The organism is Oceanospirillum maris DSM 6286 (assembly GCF_000422865.1).
GTDB lineage: Bacteria > Pseudomonadota > Gammaproteobacteria > Pseudomonadales > Halomonadaceae > Oceanospirillum > Oceanospirillum maris.
Genome location: NZ_AUGW01000025.1, coordinates 21,864 through 37,706, shown reverse-complemented (window position 1 = coordinate 37,706; position 15,843 = coordinate 21,864). Strand labels below are relative to the sequence as shown.

The 15,843-nt window shown below is 44.7% G+C and carries 16 protein-coding genes; 10 read left to right on the top strand and 6 right to left on the bottom strand.

Annotated elements, in window-relative coordinates:
- The first annotated feature begins 16 nt into the window (after positions 1–16).
- Positions 17–499, top strand: a complete 483-nt coding sequence (locus G517_RS0110625; RefSeq protein WP_028304394.1) for a GAF domain-containing protein — start codon at positions 17–19, stop codon at positions 497–499.
- A 112-nt stretch (positions 500–611) separates the two neighbouring features.
- Here the strand turns inward: G517_RS0110625 and G517_RS0110620 are convergent, their stop codons facing one another.
- Both G517_RS0110620 and G517_RS0110615 read right to left on the bottom strand, forming a co-directional pair.
- Positions 612–1,319 (bottom strand): phosphatase PAP2 family protein, encoded by a 708-nt coding sequence (locus G517_RS0110620; protein WP_051206303.1) that lies wholly within the window; start codon positions 1,317–1,319, stop codon positions 612–614.
- Between the two features lie 14 nt (positions 1,320–1,333).
- Positions 1,334–1,726 carry a hypothetical protein gene (locus tag G517_RS0110615; protein ID WP_028304392.1) on the bottom strand — a complete coding sequence of 131 codons (393 nt, stop codon included), beginning with the start codon at positions 1,724–1,726 and terminating at the stop codon, positions 1,334–1,336.
- Between the two features lie 299 nt (positions 1,727–2,025).
- Here G517_RS0110615 and G517_RS0110610 point away from each other — a divergent pair, with 299 nt between their 5' ends.
- On the top strand, positions 2,026–2,445 hold the full coding sequence (locus G517_RS0110610) for an acyl-CoA thioesterase (protein ID WP_028304391.1): 420 nt from the start codon (positions 2,026–2,028) through the stop codon (positions 2,443–2,445).
- Between the two features lie 9 nt (positions 2,446–2,454).
- On the opposite strand, the gene G517_RS0110605 is transcribed toward G517_RS0110610, so the two are convergent.
- Positions 2,455–3,363, bottom strand: a complete 909-nt coding sequence (locus G517_RS0110605) for a LysR family transcriptional regulator (RefSeq protein ID WP_028304390.1) — start codon at positions 3,361–3,363, stop codon at positions 2,455–2,457.
- A 147-nt stretch (positions 3,364–3,510) separates the two neighbouring features.
- On the opposite strand from G517_RS0110605, the gene G517_RS0110600 reads away from it, so the two are divergent.
- Positions 3,511–4,515, top strand: coding sequence for an NADP-dependent oxidoreductase (locus G517_RS0110600; RefSeq protein WP_211224283.1), 1,005 nt, complete (start codon positions 3,511–3,513; stop codon positions 4,513–4,515).
- Positions 4,516–4,713: 198 nt separating this feature from the next.
- The gene (locus tag G517_RS0110595) at positions 4,714–5,895 is read left to right on the top strand and encodes an amino acid permease (RefSeq protein WP_028304388.1); all 1,182 of its coding nucleotides are present in this window, start codon (positions 4,714–4,716) and stop codon (positions 5,893–5,895) included.
- A gap of 103 nt (positions 5,896–5,998) precedes the next feature.
- Here G517_RS0110595 and rnk read toward each other — a convergent pair whose 3' ends face one another.
- Together rnk and G517_RS0110585 are read right to left on the bottom strand one after the other, a co-directional pair.
- A complete protein-coding gene (gene rnk / locus G517_RS18740; RefSeq protein ID WP_051206301.1) occupies positions 5,999–6,433 on the bottom strand; it encodes a nucleoside diphosphate kinase regulator in 435 nt (144 codons plus the stop codon).
- Between the two features lie 261 nt (positions 6,434–6,694).
- Complete coding sequence (locus G517_RS0110585; protein ID WP_028304387.1) at positions 6,695–7,618, bottom strand: DMT family transporter; 924 nt, start codon at positions 7,616–7,618, stop codon at positions 6,695–6,697.
- Positions 7,619–7,811: 193 nt separating this feature from the next.
- Here G517_RS0110585 and G517_RS0110580 point away from each other — a divergent pair, with 193 nt between their 5' ends.
- The 3 genes from G517_RS0110580 (at position 7,812) to nadE (ending at position 10,120) form a co-directional block, all read left to right on the top strand.
- Positions 7,812–8,435: a DUF4202 domain-containing protein gene (locus G517_RS0110580; RefSeq protein ID WP_084632166.1), complete on the top strand. Its 624-nt coding sequence runs from the start codon at positions 7,812–7,814 to the stop codon at positions 8,433–8,435.
- Positions 8,436–8,476: 41 nt separating this feature from the next.
- Positions 8,477–9,178 carry a hypothetical protein gene (locus G517_RS0110575; RefSeq protein ID WP_157833183.1) on the top strand — a complete coding sequence of 234 codons (702 nt, stop codon included), beginning with the start codon at positions 8,477–8,479 and terminating at the stop codon, positions 9,176–9,178.
- Positions 9,179–9,292: 114 nt separating this feature from the next.
- Entirely contained in the window at positions 9,293–10,120 is an 828-nt protein-coding gene (nadE, locus tag G517_RS0110570; RefSeq protein ID WP_028304384.1) for an ammonia-dependent NAD(+) synthetase, read from the top strand.
- Positions 10,121–10,269: 149 nt separating this feature from the next.
- Here the strand turns inward: nadE and G517_RS18735 are convergent, their stop codons facing one another.
- A complete protein-coding gene (locus G517_RS18735; RefSeq protein ID WP_036591194.1) occupies positions 10,270–11,151 on the bottom strand; it encodes a carboxylate/amino acid/amine transporter in 882 nt (293 codons plus the stop codon).
- 248 nt (positions 11,152–11,399) lie between these two features.
- On the opposite strand from G517_RS18735, the gene G517_RS0110560 reads away from it, so the two are divergent.
- The 3 genes from G517_RS0110560 (at position 11,400) to G517_RS20165 (ending at position 15,763) form a co-directional block, all read left to right on the top strand.
- Positions 11,400–12,131: an EAL domain-containing protein gene (locus G517_RS0110560; RefSeq protein WP_051206300.1), complete on the top strand. Its 732-nt coding sequence runs from the start codon at positions 11,400–11,402 to the stop codon at positions 12,129–12,131.
- Between the two features lie 259 nt (positions 12,132–12,390).
- A complete protein-coding gene (locus G517_RS18730; protein ID WP_245543233.1) occupies positions 12,391–13,602 on the top strand; it encodes a mechanosensitive ion channel family protein in 1,212 nt (403 codons plus the stop codon).
- A 136-nt stretch (positions 13,603–13,738) separates the two neighbouring features.
- Positions 13,739–15,763 (top strand): ABC transporter substrate-binding protein, encoded by a 2,025-nt coding sequence (locus G517_RS20165; RefSeq protein WP_051206299.1) that lies wholly within the window; start codon positions 13,739–13,741, stop codon positions 15,761–15,763.
- Positions 15,764–15,843: the final 80 nt, after the last annotated feature.

Genomic DNA, 15,843 nt, shown 5'->3' with positions numbered 1-15,843 from the left:
AAGGATAAATCAGAAAATGGCAGAACATATCACGGTAATTAAAGGTAGCAAGGCTCAGCAATATCAAAGTCTACTACCTCAGATTGAAGCATTAGTTAGCACAGAAGCAGATGTTATTGCTAATTTGGCTAATATTTGTGCGGCATTAAAAGAGAGTATGGGGTTTTTCTGGGTGGGATTTTATCGTGCAGAAACACCGGATATGCTCGTTTTAGGACCATTTCAAGGGCCGGTTGCTTGCACACGTATTCCTAGAGGTAAAGGGGTTTGCGGCGTGGTATTAGAGCAGCGGAAAACTTTGATTGTGCCGAATGTGGATGAATTTCCAGGACATATCGCCTGTTCTAGCGCCTCAAAGTCTGAGATTGTGTTGCCTATTTTTAGCAAAGGCAAGGTTGCCTGGGTCTTGGATGTTGACAGTGACCGTCTCAATGATTTTGACGAGACTGATCAACATTGGCTGGAAAAAATTACCGTAATGGTTGGTCTTATGCTCTAGTCAGTGAAAACTTAGGCAGAGAGTCGCGCGTAAACTCGCGTAAAAAGTCTCGTGTAAAATATTGACAGCGCCCGTGAGAGCGGGCGCTTATTTTAGTCGTTAGTAGTCATATTTAACTTGTATCTTTTTTCGATAACGCCAACTCTGGTCGCTTTAAAATCCAACGCCCCAAGAGCCAAGCCGTGCCGTAACAGATATAACCGGCAAAGATAATATCACTGAGGAAGTGCCCACCCTGTATCACTCTAACTCCACCGACAAACAGACCTAAGCCTAAACCAATAACCAACCATAAACGGCTTTGTAGCACCCAAGCTAAAGCGATAAAAGCAAACCCCATCGCCGCATGACCACTGGTAAATGAGCAGTTTTTATCACACTGATCACTAACAACCAATGGGGGGGTGAACTGATGATTGCCGCCAAATTCAACCACGTTTCTTGGTCGTGCCCGATCCCAGTTATCTTTAAACCCTGTGTGGACAATTAAGCCTGGACCTAATAATAGAAATATCAGCATAAACGCATAGTTCAGCCGGTTTTTTCGACAGGTTCTGGGGCATTTTTTTAATAGACTTATACCGCATAAGCCCAATAATAACGGCACAATAACCGTTGGCATAACTTTAAAAAGCCAGTACACAAACTTGACAACAAGGTTGTCATTGGCGGGGAAACGCCCTGTTTCAGGATCAAAAAATAATCGTGAAACCTGTATGTCCAGCTCAGGCCAGAGGCTAAATAACAGGACAAAAAATAAAAAACTACCGAACATCCAGTTACCAAGCATCCAGCTTGTATTAAAAAATCGTAATTTCATTTTAAAACCTGTGTTCAGTTAATGTTATTAGGAAGGCCCATCTCGGCTGCTCCGTACTGTAGCAAATAATCTGACGCGCCTTGGTAAAAACTAATAGCACGATTAATCATTACTTGAATCTCTGGTTGAGATTGATCGACAACAGTACCGCTTTCAGCTTCAACAACCCTTACTTGTTGTTTAGGTCGTAACTCTACTATCAAACCAGACTCCATATAACCTAAGGTCAGATAATTGGCCATAAATGCCCTAGGTTTGTAGTGAGGCGTATTCTGTAGGTTCTGCCCAAACAAGCAAGAATCATGCTCAATTCCCATTAAACTCAATAGCGTTGGCGCAACATCAATCTGAGAGGCCATACGCTCATCTCGCTCAGGTAGAATAAAGTTAGGGCTATCAATAATCAAAGGAATACGGTAATTTTCCGGCGGTATATCGGTGCGCCCCTATGTGGGATGAAATTGAAACCCAATGTTTAGAGTAAGCGTAAGAACGGTGGTTTGAGGTTGTCATCACATGGGCAAATAATTTCCGACTGGCTTCCGCTTTTTGATCCAGCTCTTTGCCTCTACCTTGCCTCTGCTTTCTTAACGAATACTTAACGCTTTATTTTTGACCTCTTTTGTTTCTTTTTAGCCGTCAAAAGGTCAATCTGCCTAGGGTAGGTTATAATCCAAAAACATCCTTCATCTCGGAAATAATTAAGATGTCAAAAGAGACTCGTGGTCGATTAACGACCCGTACCATTGCAATGCCTGCGGATACGAACCCTTCTGGTGATATTTTTGGAGGCTGGGTTTTATCTCAAATGGATATCGCCGCTGGAATATGTGCAAGCCAACGGGCGCAGGAGCGGGTTGTAACCGCTTCATTAGAAGGTATGAGCTTTATTAAACCGGTAAAAGTTGGTGATATATTGGGGGTGTACACCGAGGTTGTAGAGGTGGGTCGTACATCAATGAAAGTCCATGTTGAAGCTTGGGTTCGGCGTGGAAAAATTGGCCTTAGGGAAAAAGTGACCGAGGCTATATTTAAATTTGTCGCCCTTGATGCCGATGGCAACCCAACCCCTGTACCTGACGAAAGCCAACTGCCGGATTATGCCACCGGTGATTTCTTGCTGTAGCGGGTCAAATTAACTAACGGTCAAACTTAGCCGAGCGACAAGGAAGTCAACGGCTGCTTTAATTTTGGGTACTTGATAACGATTTTGAGGGTATAGCAGATAAATACCTAACGTATCGTTACGAGAAACCGCCACCGGTGACGGCAGCGTAACTTCTAACAGTAACCCTTGATCGAGCGCTTTCTGCAATGCCCAGCGAGGTAACATAATCAATCCCTGACCCTTGATCGCTTTGTCTATCAGCCAAGACCCCGCATTACTCACCGCAAGTGCCTGTGGTGATACATCTTGCCACTTACCTTCGATGAAGCTTAACCAGGGTAAAATACCCTGTGGTGCTCGGTACAGCAGGCCGTTATGTTGTTTTAGTGCTAATGCATCAGCGGGCATCCCCTGTTGATCCAAGTAATGGGGCGAAGCCGCAAGAATAAAACGATTGTCTTTTAATTTTACGGCCACGACTCGTTCATCCGGTATATAGCCTCCCCGAATGGCAATATCCACGTCATCCCTACCCAAGGCAGAAAGTGCATCACTTAACTCAATATCCAGCACCACATCAGGGTAACGTTGACTAAATTCATCCATCAGGGGCAGTAGCAAGCTTTCGCCAAAACCGACCGTTGCACTAATTTTTAACTGTCCCATGGGCTTACTTTGGTAGCTGCCCACAAGCTCATCCGTTGCGGATAAGCGCGCCAGAATATCCCGCACCTGTTGCTGATAAACACGACCAATCTCGGTGAGGCGCACCACGCGAGTTGATCGTTTAAGCAGTACCGCCCCAAGATGGTTTTCTAGATCCGCCACCCGTCGGGATAAGGATGATGCCGGCACATCAAAATGTTGAGCGGCCTTCGTAAAACTGCCGGTTTCGGCAACCTTGACAAAATAACGCATCGCTTTGAGTTGATCCATGGGCACTTCCGTTAATTAAAAAATGCTAACGCTATTATTATTGTCATTAAGACAAAGATGATTCTTATTTTAGTACCTATATCTCTTGAATTCAGCCGTTAAAATAGCCTCATTAGCAACAATCATGATTCAATAAGGTTTACTCAAATGTCTTCTATAACACAAAATACGCAAATTAAACTGATTGCTCGTCCACAGGGCGCGCCAACGGCTGAACTGTTTAAAGTAGAAACCCAGCCAGTACCCAAGATTGAGACAGGTCAGTTTCTTGTTAAGCAAAGCCATATGTCCCTTGACCCTGCGATGCTCGGTTGGATGTCTGCTGACCGTGACAGCTATATTCCGCCGGTTGAGTTAAATGATGTGATGCGCTCCAGTGGCTATGCTGAAGTGATTGAAAGCCAGCACCCTGATTTTGCCGTTGGTGACTCTGTGACCGGCATGTTTGGCTGGCAAGAATATGCGGTCAGTAATGGTCAGGGGATCAATAAGGTTGATCCGTCTCTTCCTGCGGATATGGTGCTTTCGGTTTTAGCACTACCTGGCTTAACCGCCACCCAAGGGCTGTTACGAATGGCTCAGCCTAAGTCAGGGGATACACTCGTTGTGACAGGTGCGGCAGGTTCCGTGGGATCTATTGTTGGTCAGCTTGCAAAAGCAAAAGGTCTGCGTGTTATTGGTGTGGTTGGCAGCGATGATAAAGCCGACTGGATCGTTAACATCCTGGGTTTTGACGGTGCAATTAACTATAAAACGGATAACCTGAACGAGAAACTGACCGAGCTAACCCCCGACGGTATTGATCTATTCTTTGAGAATACCGGTGGCCCGATTCAATCGTTGATTTTCCAGCGTATGAACGCCCACGGACAGATCATTGTTTGCGGTATGATCGCGGATTACACCGTCGCAGAACCCGCACCAGGGCCAAACTGGATCAATATCATTAAGAAGCGGCTAACCATTCAAGGTTTCACCATGCCGGACCACTTCCATGAAGTACCTCAGATACTGGAGCTGTTGGTACCCTTTGTACAAAAAGGCCAGATTCAGTACCGCAGCCATACCTTAAAAGGGCTAACCTCGGCTATCGGCGGACTGAATTTGCTCTTTACCGGTGGTAATCAAGGTAAGTTGATCGTAGAGCTCTAGCCTTATTCTTGGCGCTGTTTTAAAACAGCGCCTTGATGTTTTTATCTATGTATTTCCTTTATTTTCTAGTCTAATCAACTAGATATAGCGTAAAAAGACAAAATACTGGCCTAAAAAAATGCTTTTGGGTAGTATCCCCGCCTATTCAAACTCTTATATCACTTCACGTCATAATGACGACAATACTGGGGGCAACAGGTGGCATCCACTCGCTTTTTAGGTAGTACACTTCTCGTAGCAGGGACGGCATTAGGCGCAGGTATGCTTGCTATTCCAATGGTTTTAGCGCCTCTTGGGTTAGCCATGGGTTTAGGCTTGCTGTTTTTTGTTTGGGCATTTACAACCCTTGCTGCTTTGCTTCTACTGGAAGTGAATGTCAACCATCATCCCGGTGAAAACATGCACGCGATGTCCGGCCACTGGTTAGGGCGGGTTGGGCAGCTAATCACCAATATCAGCATGATTTTTCTGCTGGTTTTTCTATTGATGGCCTATATCTTGGGGGCTAGTGAGTTGCTACAGGCGGCTCTTAGCTATATTGGGGTTGAAGTGAGTCTTGGTTTTAGCCGAATACTATTTACTCTGCTTGCGGGTATTACTATCGTACTCGGCACTGGGGCGGTAGATCGCTTAAATCGCTTCTTTTTCGTGGTCATGCTGATGACTATGGCATTTGCCCTTTACTCCTTAGCGACACTGGATGCGGAGCATTCTGTTCACTTAGCACTAGCCCGTGTTCAGACCGGAGATACGGCGTCTCAGATAATGATGGCGCTGCCTGTATTGTTTACCTCATTTGGCTTTATGGTGGTGATTCCACCGTTGGTGCGTTACACCGGTGATGCAGAAGGTAAGCATTTTAGTCATGTGGTGATTATCGGTAGTCTGATTCCCCTCATCTGCTATATCGCTTGGTTTTGGGCCTGCATGAGCGCGGTTGATCCGGCTAAACTCGCCCAGCTTAGCGGCGTTGAACAGCTCGTTAGCACTGTTGGTGAAAGCGAAGCAGGCTTAGGTTCTATACTGAAGTGGTTTGCGGCGATGGCGCTGTTAACCTCTTTTCTTGGGGTCGCCTTGGCTCTGTTCGGCTTTATTCGTGAGATGTGCGATCAAAAACCGATGGTTAACGGTAAATTACCAGCGATCATATTAACGCTGGTTCCTTCTTTGATCATGGCCTCTAGTGCGCCAGGGGAATTTATTAAGGCCTTGAGCTATGCCGGTTTAGCCTTAACGATCTTAGCTATTTTTATTCCTGTAGCGATGGTCTGGCGTAGCCGCCAACAAGGTGAAATGGCCTATATAACCCCCGGCGGTCAGCTAACACTTATCAGTACATTGTTATTTGGGTTCTTACTGGTCGGTGCTCAGTTCTATTAGCACGCTGGTCTATTAGCACGCTGGGCAAAACGCCGCTATAAAAAACCCTGCCATTTGGCAGGGCTATGTTGATTATGTTGATGGTATTAGTGATATAGCCGCGTTATTTAGGCTCTGGCACATCCAATGTTTGTTTCGCCCCATCACGTTCTGGCTGATAGAGGATCTCTTCGATCATCATCTGTACCTCTCCGCCAGCAGGCTTTGGCCAACTAATATTTTGACCAACGGATAAACCCAAAAGAGCGCTTCCCACAGGAGCAAGCACTGAAATCGTGCCTTCTTGCCCCGCATTTTTAGGGTAAACCAATGTCATGATAAAGCTCTTTTCAGAAGTGGTATCTTTAAAACGCACTTTAGAGTTCATGGTCACAACATTAGCCGGAATTTTTGCAGAAGGCACGATTGAGGCGCGATCTAGCTCTTTTTCCAGATTAGCTTTACCGGGAAAATCTTTCAGAGAGACCTTAGCCAAAAGCTCATCTAGCATCTCTGCATCATGTTCAGAAACGACAATATCCGGCTGTGTATTTTGCATCTTCTTTTTCCTTAACAACACTTCAGGCGATTTGCCTGAAAACAGTTTCGAATGCATCAATAAATGGTATTAAAAAGAAACTTAAAAAAATAAAACCGAGCCAATAAAAAACACCTGAGGCCAAAAAGGCATCAGGTGTTTGGTTCGTTGAGGCTTAGACAAGTACTATAAAAACAAAGTTCCCTCTGAGCAATATTTTTTATTTGTCTCTTTAATGATGATTTTTTTATGAAGTTGTAGCGCTGTTTCAATTATATTTTTCTAAGTAGATACCTTTCTAAGTCTAAGTAAATACCAACGGCCAACAATCACAAGGAAGATACCGCCTAGAATCATCAGTGATGCGATGATTAATGTCATGGTGATCGGTTCAGAAACAAATGCTACGCCTCCCAGGCTGGCGATAACCGGCACTAGTAACTGTAAAACAGCGGCTTGGGTTGAGGTATAAAAAGGCAAGGTTGCGTACCAGATAACGTAACCCAGACCAGATGTGATCGCACCGGACAACAGCGCCAATAAAACACCGTCTTGGCTCCAATCGATGCCTTGTACAAATAACCACACTAGTAAAAGCAGGAGCCAAGGCCATGTCAGCAAAAAGTTTTTAGCGGTGTCCAATGCTGGGGTTTTAGAGCCACGCCCCATGAGGGTGTAAAAGCCCCAGGCAATACCCGATACGGTCATTAGAATAAAGCCGGAGAAACTTGGAGTACTAAACCCTGGTAGCACTAAATAGACAAAACCTGCGAAGGCAAGTCCCACGCCTAACCATTCAATAGGATAAAGTTTATGTCCTTGCAACCAACCGGCAAGAATCATGGTGAGCTGAACCGCTCCAAAGAGAATTAGCGCCCCAGCCCCTGTTTCTAAATCAAGGTAAGCCACCGAGAATGAGAACGCATACAAAAACAACATAAAGGCGGCTTTGTAGCTTCCCCCAGACTGAGCTTTGGTCGTTTGTGTTTTCGCATTTTTAAAACGCAAAGCCATCACTAACAACCACAACATAACAATGCCGGCACCAAGGCGTAATAAGGTAAAGCTAACGGGGTCAATACCGGTTGAACCCCCAGTCTCAGTTGACCCTATATTCGTTGTCCCCGTTAACGCTAAGCGGCACAGAACAGAGTTTGCCGATAGTGCCATTAGCGATAATAGGGTTAAGAGTAACGTTCTTAACATGGCAAACCTCAAATATTTAGTAAACAATCATTATCATGATGGCCGGCTCTTAAGACGGTTTAGAGCCATGAGAGAAGTTTTAGGATCATGGTACACTCAACCTACGATTAACAGGCTTAGTTTTTGCAGCGCATAACGGCTGCAACTCATTAACATAGCACATATCAGTACTTAAACAGGACCCATTAAGGTGATGACCAGTAGCTCGAAATCTTTAAATTCCTCGAACGCTTTGAACCCATCTAAGCTTCAGCAGGTGCTTGACCTGATAGATCAGGCCAATAATGAAGACCCGAATCAGGAGTCCTGGAACAATCAAAACGTTGCCAAAGAATGGCTTTACGGCCAACGTATGAGTCAAACGCTGAATCAATTTGCACCGGAGGCATCAGAGTTGTTACAGATTGCGGCACGGGGCCAACATATTCAGCGTTGGAGTATCCCTCGCTCAGATTACCCAGAAGGCCGTGTGGGTTATAAACACTGGCGTACCCAGTTAGGCAAGTTTCACGGTGAAAAAACCGCCGAACTAATGCTACAAGCGGGTTACAGTCCAGAAAATGCAGAACGGGTACAGATCCTGCTACAGAAAAAACAGCTTAAACAAGATCCTGAGGTACAAGCATTAGAAGATGTTATTTGCTTAGTGTTTCTTGAATTTTATCTAACACCTTTTATGGCTAAACATACGGAACCGAGGCTGATTGATATTATTCAAAAAACTTGGGGGAAAATGTCTGAGGCAGGCCATCAAGCCGCGCTGCAACTTCCACTGACAGAAGAGCAGTTGGCTCTTGTTAAAAAGGCATTGAGTTAATTTAAAAAGACATTGAGTTAATTTTCGCAAAAGGATCTCGCGTGATCTCCCTTAATTGGATGTATTTTGCTAGACGATTATTTGGTCTTACAACACTTCTACTGTCCGTTATTATGGCCGGTTGTAGCTCCAACCCCTTAGGTATTGACGATGATCATTGGGACATAATGAGCAGCGCTCAAAAACTGGAAGCCCACAAGGCACAGGCTGAGGTTGAAAAAGAACAGCAGCGAGCTGCCACCGCCCGCTATCAAGCGGAACTAGAGGCCAAAACCGAGCGCCAGAAGCTCCGTGAGTCGATTCGACGTAATGCCCTGTACGGTGATCTTATTCAGTGCGTGCTTGATCCTATCTATACTTATTCCAGTAAAAAGTGGAAACCACTGAAAGGGGTTTCTTTTGAGCTTGTTCGCGGAGAAAGCCAAGCGCTAACATTGGAGCGGGTTGATATTAACAGCGATGAAACCGTCTATACCCTTGCAGATATATCCGGTCAACAAGTTCAGATATGTCAGAATTATTCTGAAGCATACGGCGTGTCAACATGCTTTGGTCTACACGCTACAACCCGAGAAATGGCCTACGGTGTCAACCGTTATTTTGAACTTAAAAAAGAACTAAAAGGGCAGCTTCGATGCGACCTTAAGCCTGTTGGCGATCAGGGTTATACCAGAAGCCCAAGAATAAAAAACAAACCTGATCCTTCATGGTCAAAACCTTCTCGCCGAGTTCCTCAGGGTTGATAGCCTTGAAAGCTCAACCCGATATGACTAAACGAGTGCGTTATTTTGCCAACAAAGGCAGCGCACCAAAACCTAACACGCAGGACCCTGCAATAATCTAAAGTGGTGCACACAATGCAAGAAACTATCCGAAAAGAGATGCATGTTTTACCTGAAATTGATCCGCCTTTTGAGATTCGCCGTCGCACCGACTTTATTAAACAGACATTAAAAGCTGCCCATTGTAAGACCCTTGTGCTGGGTATTAGCGGCGGTGTTGATTCCACGACCTGTGGCCGTCTTGCTCAGCAGGCCGTGGATGAGTTAAATGCAGAAAATAGCAATGACTATCAGTTTATTGCGGTTCGGCTTCCCTTTGGCGCGCAAAAAGATGAAGAAGAGGCTCAGCTAGCACTGCGCTTTATTCAGCCGTCGCATTCTGTCAGTGTCAATATTCGAACGGGGGTAGACGGCCTTCACAGCAGTACTCTTGATGCCCTTGCAGGTACAGGATTAATCCCAGAATCCCCAGCAACCATCGACTTTGTTAAAGGCAATGTCAAAGCCCGCGCGCGTATGATCGCCCAATATGAAATTGCGGGTATGACCGGAGGCTTAGTATTAGGCACCGATCATTCCGCAGAAAATATCACCGGTTTTTACACTAAATATGGCGATGGTGCCTGTGATCTGGCTCCGCTATTTGGCTTGAATAAACGTCAAGTTCGCCAACTTGCAGCGGAGCTTGGCGCTCCCGAGCTGTTGGTTCACAAAACCCCTACCGCAGATCTTGAAGAATTAGCACCACAAAAAGCGGATGAAGATGCACTGGCTCTAAGCTACGACCAAATTGATGATTTTCTGGAAGGTAAGCCAGTACCAGAAGAGGTTGTCGAACGGCTGGTTAAAATCTACCAGACGACGCAACATAAACGTCAACCAATACCGACTATTTACGATTAATCCCGTAGTTTATTTTCCATAGATTCCCCACCGTAGTCTGTCTACAGTCTACCGTTGATCTCTGAATTGGCAGCACGGATAACGTCTATTATCTATCTGTGCTGCTTTTTTCTTTATAGCTTCTTTTTTATTTGTAGCTTCTTCATAAGTTATGCTTTTACCGCTTTGTCATCCAAGTGGAACCATTTGTTCCAAAGGGCGTTAACGACCAAGGATAGAATAATAATACCACCGCCAATTGCCAGGCGAAGCCAGTCAACGTCACGGTTCCAAATGGTGAAATTGACAATCAAGCCTGTCGGCACTAAGGCGTTATTCATAATGCCAAGGGTCCCCGCATCAACAAGGCAAGCGCCTTTATTCCAAAGATAAAAACCTAAGCCTGATGCCACTAGCCCTAGCCAAGATAGAACGCCCCACTGTAATGCCGTTGAAGGCAGTTTGTCGGCGTTCCCAAAAACTAAGAACGCCGGTAGCACCACTAACAATGCGCCTAAGAAGAAGTAGCCAAAGAAGCGCCAAGCAGGCAGATCCACAGGGTAACGTTTGATCAGATTAGCGTAACCTACTTGCCCCAAAGCAAAGGCGATATTCGCCACTTGAAGCAATAAAAAACCCGTTACAAAATCATCGCTTAAATCTTTATAACGAATCACACCGGCACCAATCACGGCAATGGCCGTTGCTACCAGAGGCGCTAAAGTAAACCGACGATTCATAAGGTCATCAATTAAGGTGACATACAGTGGCGTAAAGATCGTAAACAGCAAGACCTCTGGCACACTCAAATACAGAAAGGATTGATATAAGCAGACATAGGTAATACCAAACTGCAAACTGCCCACCAGTGTAATGCCGCCTTTCAGGCGATTAGGTAAACCATTCCAGCGGGTGAAAGGTAAAAACAGCAGCCCTGCCAGCACAATACGTGTTAATACGGCAAAATAGCCATCCACTTGCCCTGCTAAATAAACCCCAATAAGGCTAAAGGACACGGCCCAAAGCACTGTCACAAAAGAAAGATAAATCACAAGGTAGCATCCTGTTATTTAGAGAACCAGATGGTTATTAGAGTACCAGATCATCTGGCTATTACGGCGGCATTCTATAGCAGTTCTTTTTGCTACGCACCTGCAATGGCTTTATCCTACCGTAAGTTAATGATAATTGATCTCGTTTGTTGACAGGCAAAACGTTAACCCTTGATAATCATAGGATTACGGAATAGCAATGTCTCTTGATACCATATCAACGATCAACTTATTTAAGGCTGCGGATAATGTCTGAGAAAACCTCTAATATTGATAACAGTACTCTTTACGACATCATGAACAATCGTCGATTTGGAGCGGAATATCAGCCTATCGTTGAGTTAGCGTCAGGCCATATTATGGGTTGGGAGTGCCTTGCACGGTTTTACAATCACTTAGGTAAAAGTGTGCGCCCAGATTGGGTTTTTGACGCACTGCATGAAGATAAACTCAGCTTATTTAATATTGAATACCAAATGAAGCAGCTTCAGTTAGAGGCGGCACCAAAGGATACAAAACTTTTCCTCAATATAGACCCTCATGCATTTGTCGTCTTCGGCGATAACTCAGAAAATCCCTTGCTGAACCTAATCGCCGGTAAACGTAATCTGGTTGTCGAAATTATTGAAAACAGCAGTGCCAGTGATGCACTTTATAGCAGTCAAATGGGAGCCGCATTTCAGGAAAACGGCGTGCAGATTGCGTTAGATGATATTGGTGCGCCTAACAGTATGCTCTCGTTTGAGGTGCTTTTAAGTGTCGATTTTTTAAAACTTGATCGGTCGTGGCTTAAAAATCAGAACGTACCTCACCATAAAGAACTGCTGCACTCTCTTTGTGATTTTGCCCGCGCTACAGGCAAAAAGCTGATACTTGAAGGTGTCGAGACAGAAAACGATCTTGAATTCGCTCACCTGTTGGGTGTTGATTACATTCAAGGTTTTATCTACAGAGAGCTTTTTCAGTCAGCACGATTTTGACCGCCTGCTTTGATCGCGCGCGCGCTTTTTAAGCAAAGATAATGCAGATTTTTCAGTGTCACGACATTATTCTTACTTTGCGCTTTAAGCGTACTTTACCCTTTAAGCACACTGTGTTCTTATTGCTTCGGTTTATATCAACAGTTTGGCTGCTTGCGCATTTATTTATTAGTACCGTTTATCGTTTTAGTAATGCCTAATAATATGCGTCGTAGTGGCCAAGAAACAGACGCGATAATCTGTAATTTAAGGTCGACCAATGCCTCAAGATACGCAAGTTCAGCCCGATAACCTTGGAATGGAACTGATCAGCCAAGCAAGCCAAACGCTTCACGCAGAAACATGGGTCATTCAAATTTTTGCGGTTTTGCTCGCCACAGGTATTTTAAACCTGTTGCAGGTTCGAGTGATCAAAAAGCTTCATGATGTTGCCAATAAAACCCAAACCCCTTGGGATGATGCCGTTATTTATGCAATTCAGCGCCCGTTAACCTATGCGCTCTGGGTTTTAGGTATCGCGTTTAGCTGTAAAATTATCGGACAAGAAACCGACGCAACAATCTTTGAGGCGGTTCCTGCGATACGGGATGTGTTAATCATCGTCCTTATTTCTATGGCGTTAACACGGCTGATTAAGCGCGCTGAACATAATTTAATTGAAGCGAAAACCATTGCCGGTAAACCTTTTGACCGAACCACGCTGGATGCGATTACTAAGCTATTGCGTCTTTCTGTGTTTATTACCTCGGCTTTAGTGGCACTACAAACCTTAGGTTTTAGCGTTTCAGGTGTGCTCGCCTTTGGTGGTATCGGTGGGATGGCTATCGGTTTTGCGGCTAAAGATATGCTGGCAAACTTCTTTGGTGGGTTAACGATTTATCTGGACCGCCCTTTTACCGAAGGAGACTGGATTCGTTCGCCAGATCGTAATATTGAAGGGGTTGTTGAACGTATTGGCTGGCGGCAAACGGTTATTCGCACTTTTGATAAGCGCCCGCTATATGTGCCCAATGCTAGCTTTTCATCCATTGCCGTTGAAAACCCATCACGGATGAACAATCGACGCATCTACGAAACCCTAGGTATCCGCTACGATGATGCCAGTAAAATGCGTGAAATAACCGAAGAGGTGCGTCTGATGATAAAAAATCATCCAGAGATAGACACCAACCAAACATTGATTGTTAATTTCAATCAGTTCTCCAGCTCGTCTCTCGATTTCTTTATCTATTGCTTCACCAAAACAACCGATTGGGTTCGTTATCATCATATTAAAGAAGATGTACTGCTAAAGGTGATGGATATTATTATAGAGAAAGGTGCTGAATGTGCCTTCCCGACATCAACCATACATTTTGCTCAAAATCAGGATACGCCACCAGAGAGCCTTTCATTACACGGCGATCCTCAAGATTTTGTTCGCACAGGGCAGGAGCCGTCGATGGCGAGCACTTTTAAGGATGGCCGCTAGGACTTAAGCCTTGAACTTAGAACTTAAAGTCTTAAGCCGCCTAACGCAGGGTGGCTTAGCCTAGTCTCCCTGTGAAGACTAATTTAAGGTAAGATCATTTATCTTTTAGAACATCTCTTCCAAGGATATCTGCTGTATGTCTCGTGCCTTAACGTCGTTATGTAGCATCGCTTTGATACTCTGTGCCTTAGCTTCGCCTGTTCAGGCCAATACTAAAGTGATTTTGCAGTTACCTTGGACGCATCAGTTTGAGTTTGCTGGTTTTTACGCCGCTAAGGAAAAAGGTTTTTTTGACCGCGAAGGCTTAGACGTAGAGATACGAACAGGCCGGGCCAATCAAGCCCCTATTAGCGAAGTGCTTAGTGGCAATGCCGATTTTGGCGTGTCTGCGTCAGAACTGCTGTTAGCACGTACCAGCGGGCAGCCGGTTGTGGCTTTGGGGGTTATTTTTCAGCACTCCGCATCAGGCCTGATGGCTTTAGCCGAAAATAATATTTATACCCCGCAAGACTTTATCGCAGGCAGCCTTGAAATGGGTGCGCTTTCCAATGATGCAGAAAGCCATGCGATGCTACAGGCAGAGGGCATTACGCCTCGTCAATATGAGCGCATTCCATCAACCTTTTCGATGGAAAAGCTCATTAACAAAGAAGTTAATGCCACATCTATTTTTATCACTAATCAGCCATTTTATTTAGAGCAGCAGAATATCCCCTATCGACTGATTCTCCCACGTTCCTATGGTATTGACTTTTATGGGGATACTCTTTTTACCCGTGAAAAATTGATAGAAGAACATCCTGAGGTTGTTAAAGGGTTTCATCACGCGGCTATGAGAGGCTGGCGTTATGCCTTCGAGCGCCCCGATGAGATCATCGATGTTATTCTGGAAAAATACAGTGATTATCCGTTCGCCCACAGCCGCGAGCACCTTAAGTTTGAATACAATAAGATGAAAGAGCTTATTCTGCCCGATCTGATCGAGGTTGGTTATATGGATATTAACCGCTGGCGACACATGGCGAACACTTTCGTGTCGCTGGGGTTGCTTCAGCCTGATTATGAGCTAGACGGTTTTCTTTGGTCTCTGAACCAAAATAACAGTCATTTTTTTAGCAAAAATCACCAAATTGTTATAACCCTTATTTTTTGCACGTTACTGATGGTGATCTTGCTGTTGATATTTAATCGTCGATTGCAGGAACAGCTACAAGAGAACAAGCGGCTTCTAGCTGACAGTGAATGCAATAAGCAAAAGTATGAACTAGCACTATGGGGGGGCGATCTAGGCTATTGGCGCTGGGATCGAACTGAGAACGCCCTATTTCTTGATGAAAAAGGTGCTTTTTTTCTGGGGGGGCAACATGAATCTTGTCTTTTCACCTTACAAGAAGTGAAGGCGGATGATTCTCTGTTGTCGGTTCAAAATTTCTTTAAGCATTTCAGCGATGATATTCGTAAACAAGACGCTGCTTTTAAGCTTGAGGCGGAGCTGATTAATGATGAAAGCCACAATCGCTGGATACTGTGTCATGGTCAGGTTCTATCAAGTATGAGTGATGGCAGTATTGAAATAGCCCACGGTGTGCTTCTGGATGTTACCGATGCCCGTAAAACCCGTCGACAAGTTGAGCAGTTAACCATTACCGATGGTATGACCGGGGTGCTCAACCGTCGTTACTTTATGAGTCGATTGAGCGCCTTTATGCAACGGGTAAAATTTGGCGAGGGCCATTTTTCCATTGCGCTTATTGATATCGACTGTATGGAAGTCATTAACACCAAATACGGCCAGCCCACGGGGGATTACACCATTGAAACGCTGGCGGATGTGATTCAGCAGCAAGTTCGCCCTATGGATTTAATCGCCCGCTATGCGGGTCAGAATTTTGCTATTTTATTGCCCAATACGGATTCAGAAGAAGCCTTTACTGCTTGCGACAGAATCCGAAACTATATCGCTCATCATCGATTTGATACTGGCAGTGATAGCTTTTTTGTCTCTGTTACCATCGGCATTGTGGATACGAAAGAGTTTTCTAATACCGAACTCAATAGCAAACAATTGCTCCATATAGCAGAAGAGCGGGTTAAACGAGGCAAAATTAAAGGACGGGATGTTCTTATCTCTAAAGTGAATCAAGGCCTAACGAATATCTAGGTTAAAAAGCATACCAAATGAAACTCAAATGATTTATATGGCGTATAACGTAAAAACCAAGGCATAAATCACCTGAGCTA